General features: G+C 60.2%; 21 protein-coding genes and 3 pseudogenes. 12 read left to right on the forward strand and 12 right to left on the reverse strand.

Annotated elements, in window-relative coordinates:
• The first annotated feature begins 21 nt into the window (after positions 1 to 21).
• The gene (locus NKJ06_RS02520) at positions 22 to 1,422 is read left to right on the forward strand and encodes a phospholipase D family protein (RefSeq protein WP_352808914.1); all 1,401 of its coding nucleotides are present in this window, start codon (positions 22 to 24) and stop codon (positions 1,420 to 1,422) included.
• Between the two features lie 120 nt (positions 1,423 to 1,542).
• Positions 1,543 to 1,635, forward strand: a pseudogene (locus NKJ06_RS02525) (transcriptional regulator); the annotation flags it as partial.
• Between the two features lie 70 nt (positions 1,636 to 1,705).
• On the opposite strand, the gene NKJ06_RS02530 reads toward NKJ06_RS02525, so the two are convergent.
• The 4 genes from NKJ06_RS02530 to tnpA form a co-directional block, all read right to left on the reverse strand.
• A complete protein-coding gene (locus NKJ06_RS02530) occupies positions 1,706 to 1,939 on the reverse strand; it encodes a hypothetical protein (RefSeq protein ID WP_352684118.1) in 234 nt (77 codons plus the stop codon).
• 2 nt (positions 1,940 to 1,941) lie between these two features.
• Positions 1,942 to 3,619 (reverse strand): IS66 family transposase gene (gene tnpC / locus NKJ06_RS02535; RefSeq protein WP_352808917.1). Its coding sequence is split into 2 segments (ribosomal slippage): positions 1,942 to 2,358 and positions 2,360 to 3,619, totalling 1,677 coding nucleotides; the frame shifts between segments, so codons are not numbered across the junction.
• Positions 3,620 to 3,685: 66 nt separating this feature from the next.
• Positions 3,686 to 4,000, reverse strand: a complete 315-nt coding sequence (gene tnpB / locus NKJ06_RS02540) for an IS66 family insertion sequence element accessory protein TnpB (RefSeq protein WP_352808919.1) — start codon at positions 3,998 to 4,000, stop codon at positions 3,686 to 3,688.
• Between the two features lie 29 nt (positions 4,001 to 4,029).
• Positions 4,030 to 4,383: an IS66-like element accessory protein TnpA gene (tnpA, locus tag NKJ06_RS02545; protein ID WP_352808921.1), complete on the reverse strand. Its 354-nt coding sequence runs from the start codon at positions 4,381 to 4,383 to the stop codon at positions 4,030 to 4,032.
• Between the two features lie 616 nt (positions 4,384 to 4,999).
• Between tnpA and NKJ06_RS02550 the strand changes: the two genes are divergently transcribed.
• Positions 5,000 to 5,200 carry a KTSC domain-containing protein gene (locus NKJ06_RS02550; protein WP_352808924.1) on the forward strand — a complete coding sequence of 67 codons (201 nt, stop codon included), beginning with the start codon at positions 5,000 to 5,002 and terminating at the stop codon, positions 5,198 to 5,200.
• Positions 5,201 to 5,372: 172 nt separating this feature from the next.
• On the opposite strand, the gene NKJ06_RS02555 is transcribed toward NKJ06_RS02550, so the two are convergent.
• Positions 5,373 to 5,663, reverse strand: a complete 291-nt coding sequence (locus tag NKJ06_RS02555) for a DUF982 domain-containing protein (RefSeq protein ID WP_352808927.1) — start codon at positions 5,661 to 5,663, stop codon at positions 5,373 to 5,375.
• Between the two features lie 138 nt (positions 5,664 to 5,801).
• Between NKJ06_RS02555 and NKJ06_RS02560 the strand changes: the two are divergent.
• A pseudogene (locus NKJ06_RS02560) lies at positions 5,802 to 6,676 on the forward strand (ATP-dependent DNA ligase); the annotation flags it as partial.
• A gap of 458 nt (positions 6,677 to 7,134) precedes the next feature.
• Positions 7,135 to 7,296: a hypothetical protein gene (locus tag NKJ06_RS02565; RefSeq protein WP_352808930.1), complete on the forward strand. Its 162-nt coding sequence runs from the start codon at positions 7,135 to 7,137 to the stop codon at positions 7,294 to 7,296.
• A 302-nt stretch (positions 7,297 to 7,598) separates the two neighbouring features.
• Here the strand turns inward: NKJ06_RS02565 and NKJ06_RS02570 are convergent, their stop codons facing one another.
• The 4 genes from NKJ06_RS02570 to NKJ06_RS02585 all read right to left on the reverse strand — a co-directional run bounded on the left by NKJ06_RS02570 (position 7,599) and on the right by NKJ06_RS02585 (position 9,687).
• Positions 7,599 to 7,790, reverse strand: coding sequence for a hypothetical protein (locus NKJ06_RS02570; protein ID WP_352808932.1), 192 nt, complete (start codon positions 7,788 to 7,790; stop codon positions 7,599 to 7,601).
• A gap of 354 nt (positions 7,791 to 8,144) precedes the next feature.
• Entirely contained in the window at positions 8,145 to 8,273 is a 129-nt protein-coding gene (locus tag NKJ06_RS02575) for a hypothetical protein (RefSeq protein ID WP_352808934.1), read from the reverse strand.
• 115 nt (positions 8,274 to 8,388) lie between these two features.
• Entirely contained in the window at positions 8,389 to 9,081 is a 693-nt protein-coding gene (locus NKJ06_RS02580; RefSeq protein WP_352808937.1) for an SOS response-associated peptidase, read from the reverse strand.
• A gap of 18 nt (positions 9,082 to 9,099) precedes the next feature.
• Positions 9,100 to 9,687, reverse strand: coding sequence for a hypothetical protein (locus NKJ06_RS02585; RefSeq protein WP_352808939.1), 588 nt, complete (start codon positions 9,685 to 9,687; stop codon positions 9,100 to 9,102).
• Positions 9,688 to 9,896: 209 nt separating this feature from the next.
• On the opposite strand from NKJ06_RS02585, the gene NKJ06_RS02590 reads away from it, so the two are divergent.
• A complete protein-coding gene (locus tag NKJ06_RS02590) occupies positions 9,897 to 10,082 on the forward strand; it encodes a hypothetical protein (RefSeq protein WP_352808941.1) in 186 nt (61 codons plus the stop codon).
• The gene (locus tag NKJ06_RS02595; RefSeq protein ID WP_352808944.1) at positions 10,079 to 10,366 is read left to right on the forward strand and encodes a hypothetical protein; all 288 of its coding nucleotides are present in this window, start codon (positions 10,079 to 10,081) and stop codon (positions 10,364 to 10,366) included. The genes NKJ06_RS02590 and NKJ06_RS02595 overlap by 4 nt, the downstream gene beginning before the upstream one ends.
• Positions 10,367 to 10,403: 37 nt before the next feature.
• Here the strand turns inward: NKJ06_RS02595 and NKJ06_RS02600 are convergent, their stop codons facing one another.
• Complete coding sequence (locus tag NKJ06_RS02600; protein ID WP_352808946.1) at positions 10,404 to 10,631, reverse strand: hypothetical protein; 228 nt, start codon at positions 10,629 to 10,631, stop codon at positions 10,404 to 10,406.
• An 84-nt stretch (positions 10,632 to 10,715) separates the two neighbouring features.
• Between NKJ06_RS02600 and NKJ06_RS02605 the strand changes: the two genes are divergently transcribed.
• Positions 10,716 to 11,579 carry an ATP-dependent DNA ligase gene (locus NKJ06_RS02605; RefSeq protein WP_352808948.1) on the forward strand — a complete coding sequence of 288 codons (864 nt, stop codon included), beginning with the start codon at positions 10,716 to 10,718 and terminating at the stop codon, positions 11,577 to 11,579.
• Between the two features lie 78 nt (positions 11,580 to 11,657).
• On the forward strand, positions 11,658 to 11,819 hold the full coding sequence (locus NKJ06_RS02610) for a hypothetical protein (protein WP_352808964.1): 162 nt from the start codon (positions 11,658 to 11,660) through the stop codon (positions 11,817 to 11,819).
• A 641-nt stretch (positions 11,820 to 12,460) separates the two neighbouring features.
• Here NKJ06_RS02610 and NKJ06_RS02615 read toward each other — a convergent pair.
• Both NKJ06_RS02615 and NKJ06_RS02620 read right to left on the reverse strand, forming a co-directional pair.
• On the reverse strand, positions 12,461 to 12,607 hold the full coding sequence (locus tag NKJ06_RS02615) for a hypothetical protein (protein WP_352808949.1): 147 nt from the start codon (positions 12,605 to 12,607) through the stop codon (positions 12,461 to 12,463).
• A 257-nt stretch (positions 12,608 to 12,864) separates the two neighbouring features.
• The gene (locus tag NKJ06_RS02620; RefSeq protein ID WP_352808951.1) at positions 12,865 to 13,602 is read right to left on the reverse strand and encodes a hypothetical protein; all 738 of its coding nucleotides are present in this window, start codon (positions 13,600 to 13,602) and stop codon (positions 12,865 to 12,867) included.
• A gap of 159 nt (positions 13,603 to 13,761) precedes the next feature.
• Between NKJ06_RS02620 and NKJ06_RS02625 the strand changes: the two genes are divergently transcribed.
• From NKJ06_RS02625 to NKJ06_RS02635, 3 genes and pseudogenes are all read left to right on the forward strand, one after another.
• Positions 13,762 to 14,220 carry a hypothetical protein gene (locus NKJ06_RS02625; RefSeq protein ID WP_352808953.1) on the forward strand — a complete coding sequence of 153 codons (459 nt, stop codon included), beginning with the start codon at positions 13,762 to 13,764 and terminating at the stop codon, positions 14,218 to 14,220.
• A 194-nt stretch (positions 14,221 to 14,414) separates the two neighbouring features.
• On the forward strand, positions 14,415 to 16,571 hold the full coding sequence (gene ligD, locus NKJ06_RS02630; protein ID WP_352808955.1) for a DNA ligase D: 2,157 nt from the start codon (positions 14,415 to 14,417) through the stop codon (positions 16,569 to 16,571).
• Between the two features lie 196 nt (positions 16,572 to 16,767).
• Positions 16,768 to 17,511, forward strand: a pseudogene (locus NKJ06_RS02635) (IS630 family transposase); the annotation flags it as partial.

Consider the following 17,511-nt stretch of genomic DNA (forward strand, 5'->3'; position numbering starts at 1 on the left):
CCGTCCAAAGGCAACCAATTCATGGACGTTCCCATCGCGCTGACAACGGACGCCAATATCAAAGCGGGCAAGAGCGGCTTGCTGCTCGTCTCGGACAATTGTGATGCCTTCACCATGCGCGTTCTCGCGGCAAGAAGCTCGGTTCGCACTCTCGACCTTATGTACTACCTCTGGCATGACGACCGTACCGGGCGCTCGCTTCTTCAGGAAGTTTTCCAAGCCGCTCAGCGGGGCGTGCGCGTGCGGATGCTTCTTGATGACGTGAACCCGCGTAAGAGCGATTCTTCTTATCTGGCGCTGGGCAGCCATCCAAACATCGAGCTGAAGCTCTTTAACCCGAGTGGGGTCAGGGCACGAGGCATTGTACGCAGTATGGAAGTTCTCCTGCGGCTTTTTGCATTGACCCGCAGGATGCATAACAAGGCGTGGATCGCCGACGGCAACGTCGCCATCGTCGGTGGGCGAAACATAGGCGATGCCTATTTTGATGCCGCAGAAACTAACTTCCGTGACCTCGACGTGCTGCTCCTGGGTCCTGCCGTGCAGCAAACCGCCCAAATATTTGAGAAGTTCTGGGCTTGCAAAGATGCCAAGCCGATTGGCGAACTTGGCCCATCCGCTGAGACCATGCCTGCCGACTTATTTGAAGGAAGCGATGCGGGACCCGAGTCAAAGCTTTTAGACGGGATCTGTGACCAAGCATCCATCGCGCAGTTTATCGCGACCAGTAACGACGTGCATTGGATAAAGCATGTTCGAGTGATTTCCGATCCTCCGGAGAAGGTCCGCGGTTGGAGGCGCCGCAGCTGGCTGATGAAGGAACTGCTTCTCCACATTCAGTCAGCCCGTATTTGCCTGGAAATCGTTTCCCCCTATTTTATCCCAGGCAAAAGGGGGGCCGCGATGTTGTCCGATCTCGTTGACAACGGGGTGGACGTCGCGGTGCTGACCAATTCCTTGGCGGCTACCGATGTCGCCGCGGTCCACGGTGCCTATGCGAATTATCGCAAGCGATTGCTCAGAAACGGCATCAAACTTTTCGAGCTTCAGCCCTTTAGCCGGCAACAGGCGATCTCGGTCTTCGGCTCTAAGGGCGCCAGTCTGCATACCAAGACTTTCAGCGTTGACGACAGGATGGGTTTCGTCGGCTCCTTCAATTTCGATCCACGGTCTGTGTCTTTGAATTCGGAAATGGGTGTGCTTTTTGAGGATGAGAAGCTGGTCGCCGAATTGCGACGGCAATTTCAATCAGAGATCTCACCGGAAACTAGTTATCGGCTCGAATTGAGAAACAATGTGCTGCACTGGCATGGTCGTGACGAAGGCAGGGTCCAGCATTATATCCACGAACCAGAAGCCGGAATTTACCGCCGTATTTTGGCGGTCCTCGTGCGCCACCTTCCGATCGAGTCTCAGCTCTAGGCAGCAATACTCCGGACCGTCACGGCCTTGAGCATCGACCAGCAGATCGAGGTCATGATGATTATCCTGCGTACTTGCGCCACAGCAACCCACCTGTCAGCGGCATGACATGGTGTGAAATTGGCCCGCCGGCTGCCATCACTCAACGCCCTTAAAGCCTTCGAGGCGGCGCGCCACGAAAACTTCACCAGGGCGGCGAACGAACTTTCCGTACCCATCCGGTGAAGACCGCAGACGTGCGTATCTGGTGGCCATGAGCACCTTGAGCACCGCGGTGCTGGGGTCAAGCTTTCGATGGGGAGACGCGATGATATTCTTCGAGGAGGAGTTCGACCTCCTCGATGCCTTCATCGGTGAAGGCCAAGATCCCGTCGTCATCGGTGGCGCCGTGCACCCAGATGACGCCGTCTTCGGGCTCGAGACCGAGGGTCAGTTCCTGGATGAGCGCTTCGTTGACGCCGAGGTCCCTGGCGACACGGTCGACGGTATAGACGTGATGCACCTTATTGCGCTGCATGATCAGGCCGCCGCTGGTTGGGTCCGCAGTTTTGCGGATCTCCAATTCCACGGCAGCAAATCATCGATCCGATGGGCCGGATATGCGGGCAGTCGGGCGAGGATGTCGGCGATCCAGACCTGCGGGTCGATGTCATTCAACTTGGCGCTGACGATCATGCTGTAGAGAACGGCAGCGCGCTGTCCGCCGCGATCGGAACCGCAGAACAGCCAGGACTTTCTGCCGAGAGCGATGCCGCGCAGGGCTCGCTCGGCTGCATTGTTCGACAGGCAAATCCGCCCATCGTCGAGGAACCGGGTGAAGGACGACCAGCGGCGCAGCATGTAGTTGAAGGCCTTGGTCAGATCGTGTCCGCGAGAGAGCTTGTCGCGCGTCTCGATCATCCAGCGCTCGAGCTCGGTGACCAGCGGCGCGCTCCGGCTCTTGGCGCACGGCGTGGCGTTGGCCCGGCGACAGGCCGTTGATCGCGCGCTCGATATCGAACAGGGCATCGATGCGCTTCACGGCTTCAACCGCTAGCGGATAGACCAGGTTGGGCTTCTCGCCGTGCGCCTTCTTGCGCGCCGCCGCTTCGATATCGGCCAGCTCGAACACTTTGCGCCGGCTGTGAGCCCAACAGCTGGCTTCCAGAACAGGCGCTGGCTGACGGCCCGTCGCATAGAGATCGCCATAACCGCCATAGGCATCGGCCTGCAGAATGCCGCTCCAGCCGGCGAGATGCGCCGCGGGATGTTCGCCTCGACGATCGCGGGAATAGTAGAACACTGCCGCCGGCGGATCGGCGCCGCCGAACGGTCGGTCATCGCGCACATAGGTCCATAATCGACCGGTATCGGTCTTGCCCTTGGCCAGGACCGGCACCGTCGTATCGTCGCCGTGCAGACGTGAAGCGGCCAGCACATGGGCTTCGAGCCGCTTGAACAGCGGCATCAGCGCCGCGGCGCCGGCGCCGACCTGGTCGGCCAGCGTCGACAGGCTGAGCGGCACGCCTTCGCGGGCATAGCGTTCAGCCTGGCGGTTGAGCGGCTGATGCTGTCCGAACTTCTCGAACAGGATCATCGCCAGCAGGCCGGGACCGGCCCAGCCCCGCGGGGTGGCGTGGAACGGCGCCGGAGCCTGGCTGATCGTCTCGCAGTCGCGGCAGGTGAACTTCTCCCGCACGTGTTGGATCACCTTCCATTGCCGCGGCACCACCTCCAGCGTCTCGGTGATATCCTCACCCAGCTTGCGCAGCCGATGACCGCCGCAGCAGTGGCAAGCGGTCGGCGCCGGCTCGACCACGCGTTCGCGCGGCAGATGCTCGGGAAATGGCTGGCGCGCCGGTCGTTTGCGCATATAAGGCGCCACCTCGGTGGTCCGGGCCGCGGCCTGTTCGGCGGCGATCTCGTCTTCCGTCGCGGTGCTCTCAAGTTCCTCGAAGGTGAGCTCCATCTGGTCGTGCAGGCGGGCTGAGCGTTCAGAACTCTGACCATGCAGCGCCCGCTGCAGCTTCCGGATCGTCAGATCCTGATGTGCGATCAGCGCCGCATCATCCGATGCCTTGGCCCTGGCGACCGCCAGTTCGGCCTCGACCAGCGCAGCGCGCGCGGCCTCGTCTTCGGCTCTGGCCAGCGCCGCCGTCAGCGCTGCTCTCAGCGCGCCGATATCGTCCGGAACAGCATCCTGGGCGGTGGCAACCATGCCCTGGAGTGAATCATAAAACGCGTCCGCTGACTCGCGGAAAATGGCGCAAACTCAAAGAAAAACTCAGCCCGCGAGCTCAGGGCGGAACGTGTGACGCGGGTTGCGCCAATCGATCCCGTCGAGCATGTAGGCGAGCTGCGCCGGTGATATGGAAACCGTACCATCCGCCGGCGACGGCCATAGAAACCAGCCCTTCTCGAGCCGTTTTGCATACAGCGACATGCCGAGCCCATCATGCCAGATAATCTTGATCAGATTGCCGCTGCGGCCGCGGAAGACATAAAGATCGCCGGCATGCGGATCCCGGCCCAACGTCTCCTGAACCTGCAGAGCGAGGCCTTGCATTCCGCGACGCATATCGGTCCGGCCGACCGCCAACCAGATCCGCACCTGGCTCGGAACCGGGATCATGAAACACCCAGCGCCTTCACCATCGCCGCCGCCAGTGTCGGCGGCGTGGTCAGCGGAATCCGCAGCCGCACCTTGCCGGCGACCTCCAGCTCGATCACCGCTGGTGGCACCGCCGGCACCGAAGCGACGACAGGCTCATCGGGAACCACGACAACTTCGGCAAAACCCGGCTCGCGGGCTCTCACCGCGCGGCGCCACTTATAGATCAGGCTGGTCGCCACATCATACTGACGCGCTACCGCCGCCACTGTGGCCCCGGGCGCGAATGCCGCGGCCAGTATCCGGCATTGATCCTCTTCACTCCAACGCCGACGCCGCTCCGGCCCGGTCAATAACGTCACATGGCTCATGCTGTGCTGCTAACTACGCTCGTAAGGACGACCATAAGAGCGCAGCCTCGCTACCGGGCCATGCTCGCGCAAGGCGGCCCTCGCCGGAGGCGTACAACTTTCCGTGACGGCCGTTCTGGCGCTCGGCTGCGGGATGACGGTCCGGCAGTTCAACCAGCTGCCGCCGCAAAAGCAAGCCGAGGTGCAACCGGGCCTGTCTTGCCCTCATGTCGCCGGCCATCTCGCACCGCTGGCCGACCCCAAACCGGCCGAGACCCGCATTAATTCCCCGCAGGCATCTGTCGCTCGAGCAGATCGGCCGCTGGCTTCTGCGCAACAAAGCCTCGCTGCCACATGGCCATTTCGGCCCTTGGCTCGACAAGCAGGAAGGGCTTTCCCGGGCGATGGCTTCGCACTGCATGGGCCTGGCCACAAGCGGGCGCCAGGACGCGCCGGACGCTCCAGCGCTGTAGGACAGCGGCCGGCATTGATGCGCGCTGGCGATATCCCAAGGGCATTTTAGCAAAACCTGAAACAAAAGCCGGGTCGGACCGTTTGCAAGGTGCCAGACCCACACTCTCTGGCACCTTCAGACTCTCCCGCCGGCTTCGGCTGGCGGGCTCTTTTGGACCCTACCATGCCGTCGACCTCGATACGCAAGTTCGACTATGACCCGAACACCAAGGTTCTCTCGGTCTGGTTTGTAGCGAGCGGTAAGCACTACGAGTTCTTGGACGTTCCGATTGAGGCGTTTGCCGCGTTCAATTCCGCCTTTGCCAAGGGCCGCTATTTCAACGACCACATCCGCAACCGCTACGCGTTCCGGTTGGTGACATAAAGCTCCAACTCCAAGGCTCATGTTCGGGCTGATCGTGCCAAGCGACCTGGCGGAAGTCGCGCAGGTCGAGCCGCTGGCCGCATACGGGACAGGTCATGAAATTTGTCGCGCTCGTCCGCAGGCTCGGCGCCGTGCCGCTTACCAGGGATGGTCGGACCTAAATCCGACAGCTTCATATCTGTATGTCCTTGCTCACGTCATCCAGCATTTTGAGTGCATCACTCTTCTCTGCGGGTTGCAGTAGGCGCTGGTCGATAGCGGCGGCCTTGAACGCCGCGAAAGCGATGGCCGGACTGCAGCTTCCACCTTTGGCAGCCGCGATTAACCGGCACGCATCCCTATAGGGTGCCGCTCCCTTATTTGGCCACTGACCTTGGAGCGCTGCCTCAGCCTCGCATATAGAAGAAACCGTCATTGGTTTCGCGTCCACCAGCTTAATCGAAAGCGGTAAAAAGTTGCCCATGATGCCTGACCTCCCGATCATTGAAGCGCCGATAACGCAACAGGGGCATTTTTGGTTGCGGGTCCAACTTTAGATAAAATTTCGGAACCATTTTAGCGCATGCTAATTGAATCGCCGGTTGCGTGGTGTGGGGCTCGAATGCTTAAGCGGGCAGGCGGCCGGCGGCTGGCGTTTATCGAGCCGTTAATGCCGACCTTGGTGGAGAAACCTCCCGAAGGCGCCGACTGGATTCATGAAGTCAAATTCGACGGATACCGCTCTCAGATTTCATCGACGATGCCGGCGTGCGCATCCACACCAGGCACGGCCTTGATTGGTGATCGAAGTACCGTGACCTCGTTAAGGCGGCTCGTGAGCTTGGCGTCGAGAGCGCCATAATCGACGGGGAGATTATCGTTCTCAACGAGGCGGGTCTGTCTGACTTCGCGGCTTTGCGCAAGGCCATCACCAGCCGTCAGCACGACCTCTATTTCGTTGCTTTCGACCTGCTGCATCTGAACGGCCACGATCTGCGCGACATGCCCCTGGAGGACCGTCGTGAGATCCTGACCGAGATGATCCCGGAAGGCGGCCGTATCCAATTCAGCCAGGCGCTGTCCGGCGATGCAAAGGCGATCTTCCATCTCGTCGACCAAGCCGGGCTTGAGGGCATGGTGTCCAAGCGCAAGGATAGCAAATATCGCTCCGGCAACTCGACGGCCTGGCTGAAAACGAAGGCTTTCACGATCGACGAATACGATCTGCTTGGCGTGGAGCGCGAGGCCGGCAAGCCCGCGTTCGCTCTGATGGCCGAGCGCGGGACCGGGCGCTATGTCGGCAGCGCTTTCGTCACCTTGAACCGTGAAATGCGCGAGCGGCTATGGCAGCGCGTCCAGAAGCACCCAGGGACGGCGCCCAAGGGCAGCATGAAGCGGCCGGCGACGCAATGGATCAAGCCGGGGTTGATCGGCCGTGTGAAGCACGTCCGCGGCGAGGAAGACCTGCGGTATGCCTCGTTGCAGGACTTCCGGGAGAATGAGCAAGCGCGGCAACGATTTTCTTTACCATTGGATATCGGATCATTTACCGGACGATCCAATCATCGACCCAGTGCTACTGGTGATCGACATGGCCGTGGACGCGAAGCAGGCGGCGGAGAGCCAGGGCATTCCCGGCCAAGAGATCGATGAAAAAATCGGCACGATATACAAATTCATCATGCAGGGTTTGCGCTGACAGGAGCAGCCAAACAGCACAAAGCGGAACTTAATATCGCCGGCCAAATTGGTTCAGCATGGACGCAGGACGAAATCCCGAACGACTGATGCCAAGCCCTCCCTCCAGATGGCAAAACCGCAAGGGCGTATTGATATTGGCCGCTGTCTTGTTGCTCGCGACTGGCAGCTTCGCCGGCTGGTGGATCATATTTCGATGAGCACGCGCGGCATCAACTTCCTCGACAAATGGATGGCGGAAACATCTCCCGAATGCCATGACCGACGATCCCGTGGCCATCAGCGATCTTGCAGACGAGGCGATGAGGGCAGCCGACAAGACAGGGATTCCCGCCGCTGAAATCAACGAAGAAGTCGGCAGCGTGCTCGAGGCCATTTTCGATGCCATGCAGCATCGCGCTGGCGACTTGGCAGACTGATGGCCGCCGCGATATAGGGGAATGAAAAGCCGGCGGACGTCGTCTCGGGGAAGGCGTCGCCGGCAAGTGGCAGGCAGTTGGGCGGGGGGTGGACAGTAGCCTGCCAATTCATCAGCGCCGGCACTATGGTCTCAACTGATCAACTTAGCTAGTGGTAATTTAGCGCGATCCGACTGGTCTCAGATTTGCCGGGCCGCCGAGCGCTCCGCCCCGGCCGTGCGGCCCGACACCCTTTTGACAGAGGGAATGCCAGCCGGGCCCGGCCGACGAGTTGGGCCGGTCACGCGCTGGTTGGTCACGCCCTACAGACGGGCAAACTTGTCGAGATGCAGGCGTATCCGCTGGCCTTCCGCGAAGGCGAGGGCGTACGATTCCAGTTCGAATGATCGGGTTAGTTCCTGGTCTTCCTCGACCACGCGGACGAACCATTCGCCGCAGGCTTCGACCACTTCGATGCAAGGATGACCCTTGCCGTCGGGTGTGTCGCTATCCATCGCATTGCCTCCCCGCAATATGAGGACAATCACGAATCTATATGAGTGCTGAATCGGCCACAAGGTCTGGTACAGATCGTACAAATCCTAGGAACGCAACCTGGCTGGAAGCCGACTCTCAATAGCGTCAAGGACGATGTGATCTTCGACTGGCCCAGACCCTGAACATTAGCGGCTCCTAATAGTTTTCTTAACGGCAGGGGTTCCAACGCTCCGGCAAGTCCCGTGATCCCTGGGGCGGCCCGCCGCTGCCGTGAATGGGGCGGCGGGTTTCTTGTTGTCGCGGAAAAACAAGTGTGAGGGCTTGGCAAACGCTTGCTGCAACTGACATACTTGCAAACCCGGTCGAAGGACCTACGCACGCATTCCGAGGACAAATAGCGCCAGCAGCACGACAAAAAGCACGGTGGCGATCACGACTCCCCACATGAGGACTCTTCGGGTGCCGCGCCGTTCATCATCGCGAGATAAATTCTCCGCCATTGCACGAATCCTATCGTGAAGTTCAATTACTAGAAACGTGGGATATCGAGGCCGGTTCCCACAAACCATCAGGCAGCCCTTCGGGAGAGCGGCACGAGCCTCAGCGGTTCATCACTCATAGCGGGTTGATCGGCCCGACCAAGGCGGGGTGGTCATTGGGCAGCTTGTTGACGACGGTCGAATTGACCTCCCGGCCGACCCGATTGAACTGCAGCTGGCCGTCGATGTCGTGACTGAGAATGTCCTTCAAACTGTCCTTTGGCGTCGTCGGGTCCAGCCATGCGTCATAGTAGGCTTCGTCCAGAATGACGGGCTGCCGATCGTGCAGGTTGTTCATCGGGTCGCCCGCGGGCGCGGTGATGATTGTGCAACTGGTGATGTCGAGATTGGAGTTGTACGCCCACAGGCCTGCAAACGAGAAAGCGGAGTGGCCGGGCTGGTAGATATGCCAAGGGTCTTTCTTGCCGTCGGCCGGCGAGATGGTCCACTCGTAGAAGCCGTCGGCTGGTATCAGGCAGCGCTTCGACTTGAACGCGTCGCGGAAAGCCGGGGCGGTATCGACGCCTTCGATCCTGGCGTTGAACATAGCCGCCTTGGGCATCTCTTTCGCCCAAAAAGGCACGAGCCACCAGCGGCCCTCACGGAGCTTGTGATTGCCGTCCTCGCCAACGGTGACGAACGGGACTTCCTCAGTCGGGGCGATGTTGTAGCGAGGGGCGTCGTTGCGCCCGGTCTCAGCCGGCGCCGTCAGGCGGTAGAGCCGGTGGATTTCGGACCAGGTCAAGTATCTGGTATAGCGGCCGCACATGCCTTGCCCCCTATTGCCTCAATGCGATGTGGGCATCTCGGTCGCAGCTTCAAGGGCGTCGATCGCATCATAGACGGCTTGGCGCTTGGGCTCGATCGGCTCGTCTGGATGAAATCCAGCAAGCTCTAGCCTGGTAAAGGCAACCGTCACCGCCGCAATCAGATCGCGCGGATTGTCTAGATCGACAGCCAACCTATCCGCCAGTATCCCAATTTGCGAATTCATGAATTCGCCGTTGCCGTCTTGCGCGGCAGTCAGAGCGCGGAGCATGGCCAAGGCCGATGGCCGGTCGGCCAATTGTGTTGCCGGGTCCACCAATAATTGCAGATCGGCGGCAACCGGACGCTTTTCGGCAGGCCAGTCAGCGCAACATGCGTCCAAGGCTGCCCGCGACGCTTCCATCCAGGCGCTCGCTGCTTCGTCCTCTTCCTCTGTTGGCTCCCCCTCGTCAGGGAAACTGGCATCGTCCCAACCTTCAAGCGCAAACAATCCTTCAGCCGCCTCAATAGCTGTGATGCCCGCCCGGTCCAGCACCGCCTGCGCCGCTGCTATGCCGCGTGCAATCTCTTCGGGCGATGCGCCCGGAACTGTCAAAAGCAGGTCCATATCTGCCTCCTGTGTCTATCCTGCCATCAGTGAACAAAATGAGAACACCAGAGTCAAGAGCCCCCTTGACTATCTAGGAATATATTCCTCATTTATGGGGGATGGCGCACGAACCGATCGACACGCTGGGCAAGGCGACCCGGCACAATATGCTTGTGAAAGCGGAATGCAGTTGCGGCAATGTCCGCTACTGCCGATCGGCCGATTTGATGATGGTCTACGGCGGCGGCGTCGATCCGATGTCGCTTAAATTCGACTGCAGCCGGTGCAAGCCCCAGATCAAGATCACGCTACTGGAGGTGCATCCGGAACACTTGCCGAAGCGCTTGATGATCCACAAACCGATGAAAGTCGGCGGCAAGATCACATGGTATACCGAGCGCTTCAAAGGATGACCAAGACCCTCGCTGACACGTTAGCCGCCCGCGAAACCCTCTATGTCAATTGCGGGCATGCCATGTGCTGCAAGTCGACCAAGCTCGACATCCAGGCGTTGATCGATCGGCTGGGCCCTGATCATGGTTCTATGCATTGGGATCTTGTCGGGCTGTTCGGCTGCTCGGATTGTAAGTTTGCAGGCCGCGACCGTCGGCCGGTGTTCTTCACATGCATTCCTGACTACGAGGGCCAGCAGCGGGAGCGCAACCGCGACTGGAAGCCGACTTTCGAGAAAAGCTAGGGCCGAAACGCGCGCTGGCGGGCTTCCCTGTGTCGGCCTACCGTTTGATACTGGGGGAAGGCGGTTTCATCATCACGCGCAATTGCATCTGGTCGATAGTTTCGACGATGGCAGCCGCCAGCGCTTCCGCTTCGTGAAGCAGTTCCGGACCATAGAGCCCATTCACCATCTCCTCGCTGGGAAGAACGCCAGGCGGACAGTGCTCCTCAATCGTGCGCCGGATCAGCATCAGCGCAGCCCGGCATTCGTCGGCTTCGATCTTCATAACTCTTCAAACATGCAATTCGTCTAAAATGTTCCGGAACTATTTTAGCGCGGGCTAATTGAATCGCACTATGCGAGTCAGCGCATGCCTCTGAAGTTCATCAAGCCCATGGAGCCCGAGCTGGTCGACACGCCACCGCAGGGCGACGAATGGGCCCATGAGATCAAATTCGACGGGTATCGCACTCAGATTATCAAGGATGAAGACGGGATCCGGCTTATCACCAAGAACGGTTACGACTGGACTGGCCGCTATATTGAACTTGCCGGAGAGGCGGAGGCGATAGAAGCGGAAAGTTTCATCATCGATGGCGAGACGATATCGGTCAATGAGGCTGGCCTGTCCGACTTCCACGCCCTGCAATCAGCCGTCACCCGCCGTGAGCCGTCGCGCGACCTGTATTTGGTGGCGTTCGATCTCCTGCAGCTGAACGGGCATGATTTGCGCAACATGCCGGTGGAAGACCGCCGCGAGATCCTGCAGGAACTAATACCAGCCGTCGGCCGCATTCAGTTCAGCAAAGCCATGCCCGGCACCGGCGCCGCGGTTTATCACCTGGTCGACAGGGCTGGGCTGGAGGGCATGGTCTCGAAGCGCAAGGACAGCGTCTACCGCAGCGGGCCGACGATGAACTGGCGCAAAATCAAGTGCTATGCCGAAAAGGAAATGGACATCATTGGCGTGCAGCGCGAGGCCGGAAAGCCGGCAATGATGCTCATGGCCGACATGGGCCAATATGCCGGCGGTGCTTTCGTTGCCTTTAAAGCCGACAAGCGTCAACGACTATGGGATCGCGTGCAAGGGAAGGTCGGCGGACCAGTGCCAATCGGCCTCAAGAAGGAAAAGGCCGAATGGCTGAAGCCTGGTCTCGTCGGTCGCGTCCGGTTTCTGAAGGGCGAGGAAAAGCTCCGCCATGCCAAGCTGCTCGATTTCCGGGATAAGCAATAGCCAGCGCTTGCCAGCCCAATACGGATGAGGAAATAATCCTCCTGTTGCGGCGATCCCCCTCAAACGGAGTTCGCACAAATGGCAAGATCGAAACCTTCCAAGCAGCTTTCACAAGTTGAAATCGAGCGCTTTCTGGTGGCAGCGGAAGCGATGCACAGGAGCATCATTCAGCCGCTTCTATCGCCTACCAGTGAGCATTATCGAGCGCTGCAGAACACCCATGAGGCGCGCTATCCCTAGAGGGGCGCCCGCCGCTGCCGCGAATGGGGCGGCGGGTTTCTACCCAAGGCCGAAGCTCCAGCACTTTCGAGCCGACCAAACTGGCTGGAGGGAACATTAGCCGTCTCTAAAAGTTGATGCTTGCGGTAGGTTGGTGCCCTCCATCGCCTGCCGAGGATCGGGCTCCCGATCGGCCCGCGCCCTCCCACAGAGGCGCGGGCTTCCTAAGACACGAGGAGAGAGATCATGAACAATATCATTTGGATCGTTGGAGCAGTGGTCATCGCTTTAGCGATACTGAGCTTTTTCGGGCTCCGATAGGTGACGGTCAAGCTGCCGGCCACCAGTTACGTCGTCAGCGTATTCGAGAAGCCGCATTGGCGCACCGTACCACGAAGGACAAGGCCAAAGCCCTGGCGATGGCGAAGGAGATCGGCGACAAGGTGCGGGTTGAGGAGATCACGCCGAAGGCGAAGAAGCGCTAAAATTGTACGGAAATTACCAAGCCGGAGGCCGGCGGAACAATCGCTTGCAGCCAACGTTTATTGCGCTGGCCGGGATGCGCATTCCCACCCGAATCCACCCGGCCGTGTTCTGTGTCAAAGGCCCGCTGCTCTCCCCCCGAGGCAGCGGGCTTTTCCCTTCTTCCGCCAGGCGCGCCGCTATGGCCCCGCCGGCAGCACCAGCACCACAATCGCAAAAGCTGCCATCAGGAGGCAGGCGCACATGCCGACGATGAGGCGCTGCCGGCAGCGCCAAACCGCGCTGGCGAGAATCAGTGCGCCGACCGCGGCGATGTAGAGCGGCACCGCTGCCGCGGAATCCGGTGGTCGACGCCGCTGAATTGAGGCGAACGCGCAAGGCGTGAGTAGTCGTTCACTTCGCGTTCGGCCGTTCATATGCCTCGTGCTGGTCCTTGTAGAAGAATTCTACCCTCGTTCCTGGCAGAACTTCGCGATCATGGTGAAGTTCCGGTCGGTGCAGAGGTCATCCGGCAGCACAACCTCGTATGGCCAGTCGCGGTCGATGACCGATGGCGTTGGTGAACCCCGACTGCGTTTGACCACTATTCGAAATGCATGGATTGGCCACGCATCATTGCCAGCGTCAGCGCGATTGCAGGATTTGCCGGAGCCGTCGAATCACGCCATGCCGCCATGCGCAATTCATCATCATCATCATCGCTGGCCGCCGGGTCGAAAACGTGGGTATCACAGGGATCCCGGTCAATCTGGATTGTCCAGTCCTTGAGCGCCTTGCGAGCCACCTCTTCGACCTGGGCAAGGTTGCTGGTGAAGAAGGGGATACGGTCTCCATCGTCCGAAAGCGGCTCAACCCGATCCAGCGTCGGCCGCTCGGGAACCCAACCCAGAACGAAAGCGATATCGAAATCGACCTGGCGGTCCGGTCCGGTCGTGATCTCCAGCCGCTTGACGACATCAGGATAGAGTTGCTTCCGCTCCGGCCAGGTGTCAGGAATTGCTTCGGCTTGCAGCTTGGTGCGGGGAACGTTGATCAGTTCCATGACCTGATGGTGCGGAACTTTTTCCTCCGGCCAGCCCGCACAACATGCAGCGGCTGCAGCCTCGTCGGCCTCCAGCCAAACTGTGGCGGCTCGGTCCTCGTCCTCGGTAGGCTTGTCGTCTTCGGGAAAGCCTTTGATATCCCAGCCTTCCAACGCAAACAGTCCTTCCGCGCCTTGCAAAGCCATAATGCCGGCGCGTGCAAACACCGCTTCGGCTGCCCCGATGCCACGTGCGAGTTCTTGGGGTGTTGCGTCCTCGATGTTCAAGCGAAGTTCCATGTTCGCCTCCTATGGCCTAATCCTGCCAATAGCGAACAAAAAGAGAACGAAGAGTCAAGCATGCCCTTGACGAGGGAGGAATATGTTCCTTATTTCAGCGTGATCTGGAGCAGCAAAAGGGGCCATGGTTCGGCGTGAAATGCGCTGGCCGGCGAAGCTATGGCAAAAACCGCGGAAGACAATTTTCGGATCGAGGTCTGGGATCGCGAGGAGCAGGCTTTGTCAGAAACCATCTCGCGTTCTCCCGATTCAACGGTCAGTCAGGCAGCTTGGCAAGCTGCCATCCGGCGCCGGCCGGGAATGTTGCTTATCCACTACAACAGTCGGCATGTGATGGAGAAAATCCTGACACCAGGCGAGGTCAAGGTCCCACCGCAGGCGATCATCGATGGCAGCCTTCACGCGGGCCTCGATGTGGCGCTCGGCGATCTTCGCGAATGGCATGTGTTACGGGCTTGGTGCAGATCCTGTTCGCACCATGCAACGGTAAAGCCTGCCGGCCTCATCGAACGCTATGGAAAAGGCGCTCTGTTCAGTTCGGTCGAGCGAGCGCTCTTCTGCACAAGTTGTGACAGGGGAGGGCCTGTCAGGCTGGAAATCCACAAGCTGCGACGCTGAGGGTGATCGGAGGCAAAACCTCACCCATTTCGTCCAGGCCAACCCGCCTCTGGTTGGACAGTCCGACCGCGGCATCGGCTGGGACTGTCGAGGCCGGAAATGCGCGCGATCTCCGCCGGCGGCTTCGGCGCAAAATACGCGGACCACCGCGAACGGGGACAGTCGGCCCCGCGTCCCGTCCTGCGGCCGGCGCTATGCTGACGCTCCTACGGCTGTCCTGTTCACCGCCCGCGGCGGGGGCGAATTTCCTCCGTCCTGCGCGCGGCAATCGTCCGCTGTTGCGGACGCGCGCAGGACTGCGTTTTATACGCCGTCCTTCCTTTGGGCGCCGACGGTCGCCGGCGCGGGGACGGGTGGGCATGGAACCGAATCCGAGGCAGGGTATTGAATCGGACTATGTATCCGAGTTCCGCATGTCGGCTGTAGACGGCACCCTCAGTAAAAGGCGCACACGGCCCAGAGACTCAGAATCTGTCCCTACATATCGGCTCCCGGAGTTTCGTCCCTTCCAGCTATGCACGCTGACAGACCACATACCGGTGGGCGAGGATTGGCTCTTCGAGATGAAGTTCGACGGCTATCGTGCCCAGGTCGCCATCTCCGGCTCGAATGTTGTCGTCTATACCCGCAATGGCCACGACTGGACCCGACAGTTCAAGGTCATCTTGCCGCCGCTTCAGAGACTGACCAAAGGCGCGGTTCTGATTGATGGTGAGATCGTTGCCATCGACAGCCAGGGCCGCACGAACTTCTCCATGCTGAAAACCGGCATTGCCGCGGGTATGCCCCTCAAATTCTACGCCTTCGATCTGCTTGAACTCGATGGCGAAGATCTGTCGAACCAGCCACTCCTAAAGCGCAAGGAACGACTTGAGTCCCTGCTTGGCGCGCGCGGCCCTGACGACCGCCTGCAATTCTCCAGCCACATCGTCGACCAAGGCAAAAGGGTGTTCGACGCCATGTGCGAGGGCGGCCACGAAGGCGTCATCGCCAAGCGCGCCGACAGCTCCTACGTCGGCGACCGCACCTCGAGTTGGCTCAAGATCAAGTGCACGAAGCGACAGGAATTCGTTGTCGGCGGTTATCGCCCAAGTGACACAGGACATGGCATGGCCTCGCTAATCCTCGGCACTTACGACAATGGCAAGCTCATCTATCGCGGCCGCGTCGGCACGGGGTTCACCGCGGCGATGCGCAAGGACATCCTCGCGAAGCTCGAGAGACGCCGTCTTGAGAAACCGGCTTTCGCCTCCGTTCCGAGAGACATTGCCCGCCGTGCCAAATGGGTGAAGCCCGAACTTGTTGCCGAGGTTACCTATGCCGAAGTGACACCGGACGGCAGCTTGCGGCATCCAAGCTTTGAGGGCATGCGCGAAGACAAGCGGGCCGACCAGGTGGTGATGGAAATGCCGAAGACGCCGGCAACTCTTGGCTCCGCCACTATCGATCCGGGAATCGGCAAGGAGATCGCCGCTGCTGTCGGCGTCAAGCTGACGCATCCGGACAAGGTCATGTATCCGGGGACCAAGGTGACCAAGGCCACGCTCGCCGCCTACTACGCCGTGGTCGCCGAGAAGATGCTGCCGCACATTCAGGATCGGCCGCTGTCTCTGGTGCGCGATACCGACGGCGACCTGCAACAGACTTTCTTTCAGAAGCACAAACTGCCAGGCATGCCCAAGGCCATCCATGACGGCCAGCTGGAGAAGATGTCCGGTAAGGAAAGCCGCATCTTGTGGGTCGATGACTTGGCTGGGCTGATCGCAGGCGTCCAAATGAACGTGCTCGAATTCCACATCTGGGGAAGCCTTCGCCAGCTGCCGGATCTGCCGCACCGCATGATTTTCGACATCGACCCCGACGAGGGCTTGGACTTCAGTGCCGTCAAGCAGGCAGCCCTCGACATTCGGGGCATTCTGGAAGCGCTTGGACTGCAGTCGTGGCCGTTGCTGTCCGGCGGCAAGGGCGTTCATGTGGTCGTGCCGCTCGTCCCGGAGGCAGACTGGGACGAGGTCAAGAGCTTCTGCCAAGACTTCGCCGAACTGCTGGCCCGTACAGATCCGTCGCGCTTCGTCGCCAATATGAACAAGGCGAAGCGCAAGGGCCGAATGTTTCTCGATTACCTGCGCAACGGCCAGGGCTCCACTGCAATCTGCCCCTGGTCGACTCGGGCACGCGCGGGGGCGTCGTGCGCGGTGCCCGTCAGCTGGGAGGAATTGCCCACCTGCGAAAGCGCAAACGATTTCGATGTTTTCGCCGCCGCCGCGCGGGCTCAACTGCCCGAAGCCTGGGAGGGCTATTTCGACGTCGAACAGACGCTTACCGACCGCATCCGCCACGCAGTCCGATAGCAATAACCATACTAGAGGGTCGGCGACATTTGATTGGTGCGGACCGCGTTTGCCCCAAGTTCGAAGCGTTCCCCCTGCTACGGGAGGCCCGGCAACGCCGTCTAGAGCGGGATGAATTGAGGGTGAATCGGCGTGGGATTCCCTTCGGCGTGCAAATCTGATTCAACCTTCATGCTGGGCAAGGAGGTCAGCATGGATGGGCAAGCCTTACTCGATGGATCTTCGCGAACGGGTTGTTGCGTCAGTTGAGCAGGGTGGCCTGTCGCGGCGGCAGGCGGCAGTGCGCTTTGAGGTTGGGATCAGCACCGTCATCAGATGGGTGAGCCGGTTGCGCGAAACGAACAGTCTTGCGCCCGGCAAGATGGGTGGGCACAGGCCCAAGAAGATTGCCGGCGAGCATCGGGAGTGGCTGCTGCTGCGCTGCCGGGCCGCGGATTTTACGCTACGCGGACTTGTGATCGAGCTGGCCGAGCGCGGCCTTGCGGTCGACTACCGCTCGGTGTGGGAGTTCGTCCACGCCGAGAAGCTCAGTCACAAAAAAAGACGCTGATCGCGGCTGAGCAGGATCGCCCGGATGTGGCGCGCCGGCGGGCACAGTGGGCCAAGTATCAGGACCGTATCGATCCTTCCCGCCTAGTGTTCATCGACGAGACATGGACCAAAACCAACATGGCGCCGCTCAGGGGATGGGCGCCGCGCGGCGAGAGGATCAAAGCCAAGGCGCCACACGGCCATTGGAAGACGATGACCTTCCTGGCGGCGTTGCGCCATGACCGCGTCGATGCACCATGGCTAATCGACGGACCGATCAACGGCGAGCGTTTCCAGCTCTACGTCGACAAGGTTCTCGTCCCAACCCTCAAGCCAGGCGATATCGTCGTCATGGACAATCTCGGCTCACACAAGGGCAAGGCCGTGCGCCGCGCCATTCGCTCAGCCG

Origin of the sequence: Mesorhizobium sp. M0293 (assembly GCF_040321735.1) — a bacterium.
Taxonomy (GTDB): domain Bacteria; phylum Pseudomonadota; class Alphaproteobacteria; order Rhizobiales; family Rhizobiaceae; genus Mesorhizobium.

What these genes read in the sequence shown, in the direction of transcription:
- NKJ06_RS02520 (WP_352808914.1), top strand. Translation starts at nt 22, where the DNA reads ATGGACGTTCCCATCGCGCTGACAACGGACGCCAATATCAAAGCGGGC.
- NKJ06_RS02530 (WP_352684118.1), bottom strand. Translation starts at nt 1,939, where the DNA reads ATGCAGCGCAATAAGGTGCATCACGTCTATACCGTCGACCGTGTCGCC.
- tnpA (WP_352808921.1), bottom strand. Translation starts at nt 4,383, where the DNA reads ATGAGCCATGTGACGTTATTGACCGGGCCGGAGCGGCGTCGGCGTTGG.
- NKJ06_RS02550 (WP_352808924.1), top strand. Translation starts at nt 5,000, where the DNA reads ATGCCGTCGACCTCGATACGCAAGTTCGACTATGACCCGAACACCAAG.
- NKJ06_RS02555 (WP_352808927.1), bottom strand. Translation starts at nt 5,663, where the DNA reads ATGGGCAACTTTTTACCGCTTTCGATTAAGCTGGTGGACGCGAAACCA.
- NKJ06_RS02565 (WP_352808930.1), top strand. Translation starts at nt 7,135, where the DNA reads ATGACCGACGATCCCGTGGCCATCAGCGATCTTGCAGACGAGGCGATG.
- NKJ06_RS02570 (WP_352808932.1), bottom strand. Translation starts at nt 7,790, where the DNA reads ATGGATAGCGACACACCCGACGGCAAGGGTCATCCTTGCATCGAAGTG.
- NKJ06_RS02575 (WP_352808934.1), bottom strand. Translation starts at nt 8,273, where the DNA reads ATGGCGGAGAATTTATCTCGCGATGATGAACGGCGCGGCACCCGAAGA.
- NKJ06_RS02580 (WP_352808937.1), bottom strand. Translation starts at nt 9,081, where the DNA reads ATGTGCGGCCGCTATACCAGATACTTGACCTGGTCCGAAATCCACCGG.
- NKJ06_RS02585 (WP_352808939.1), bottom strand. Translation starts at nt 9,687, where the DNA reads ATGGACCTGCTTTTGACAGTTCCGGGCGCATCGCCCGAAGAGATTGCA.
- NKJ06_RS02590 (WP_352808941.1), top strand. Translation starts at nt 9,897, where the DNA reads ATGATGGTCTACGGCGGCGGCGTCGATCCGATGTCGCTTAAATTCGAC.
- NKJ06_RS02595 (WP_352808944.1), top strand. Translation starts at nt 10,079, where the DNA reads ATGACCAAGACCCTCGCTGACACGTTAGCCGCCCGCGAAACCCTCTAT.
- NKJ06_RS02600 (WP_352808946.1), bottom strand. Translation starts at nt 10,631, where the DNA reads ATGAAGATCGAAGCCGACGAATGCCGGGCTGCGCTGATGCTGATCCGG.
- NKJ06_RS02605 (WP_352808948.1), top strand. Translation starts at nt 10,716, where the DNA reads ATGCCTCTGAAGTTCATCAAGCCCATGGAGCCCGAGCTGGTCGACACG.
- NKJ06_RS02610 (WP_352808964.1), top strand. Translation starts at nt 11,658, where the DNA reads ATGGCAAGATCGAAACCTTCCAAGCAGCTTTCACAAGTTGAAATCGAG.
- NKJ06_RS02620 (WP_352808951.1), bottom strand. Translation starts at nt 13,602, where the DNA reads ATGGAACTTCGCTTGAACATCGAGGACGCAACACCCCAAGAACTCGCA.
- NKJ06_RS02625 (WP_352808953.1), top strand. Translation starts at nt 13,762, where the DNA reads ATGGCAAAAACCGCGGAAGACAATTTTCGGATCGAGGTCTGGGATCGC.
- ligD (WP_352808955.1), top strand. Translation starts at nt 14,415, where the DNA reads ATGCTGACGCTCCTACGGCTGTCCTGTTCACCGCCCGCGGCGGGGGCG.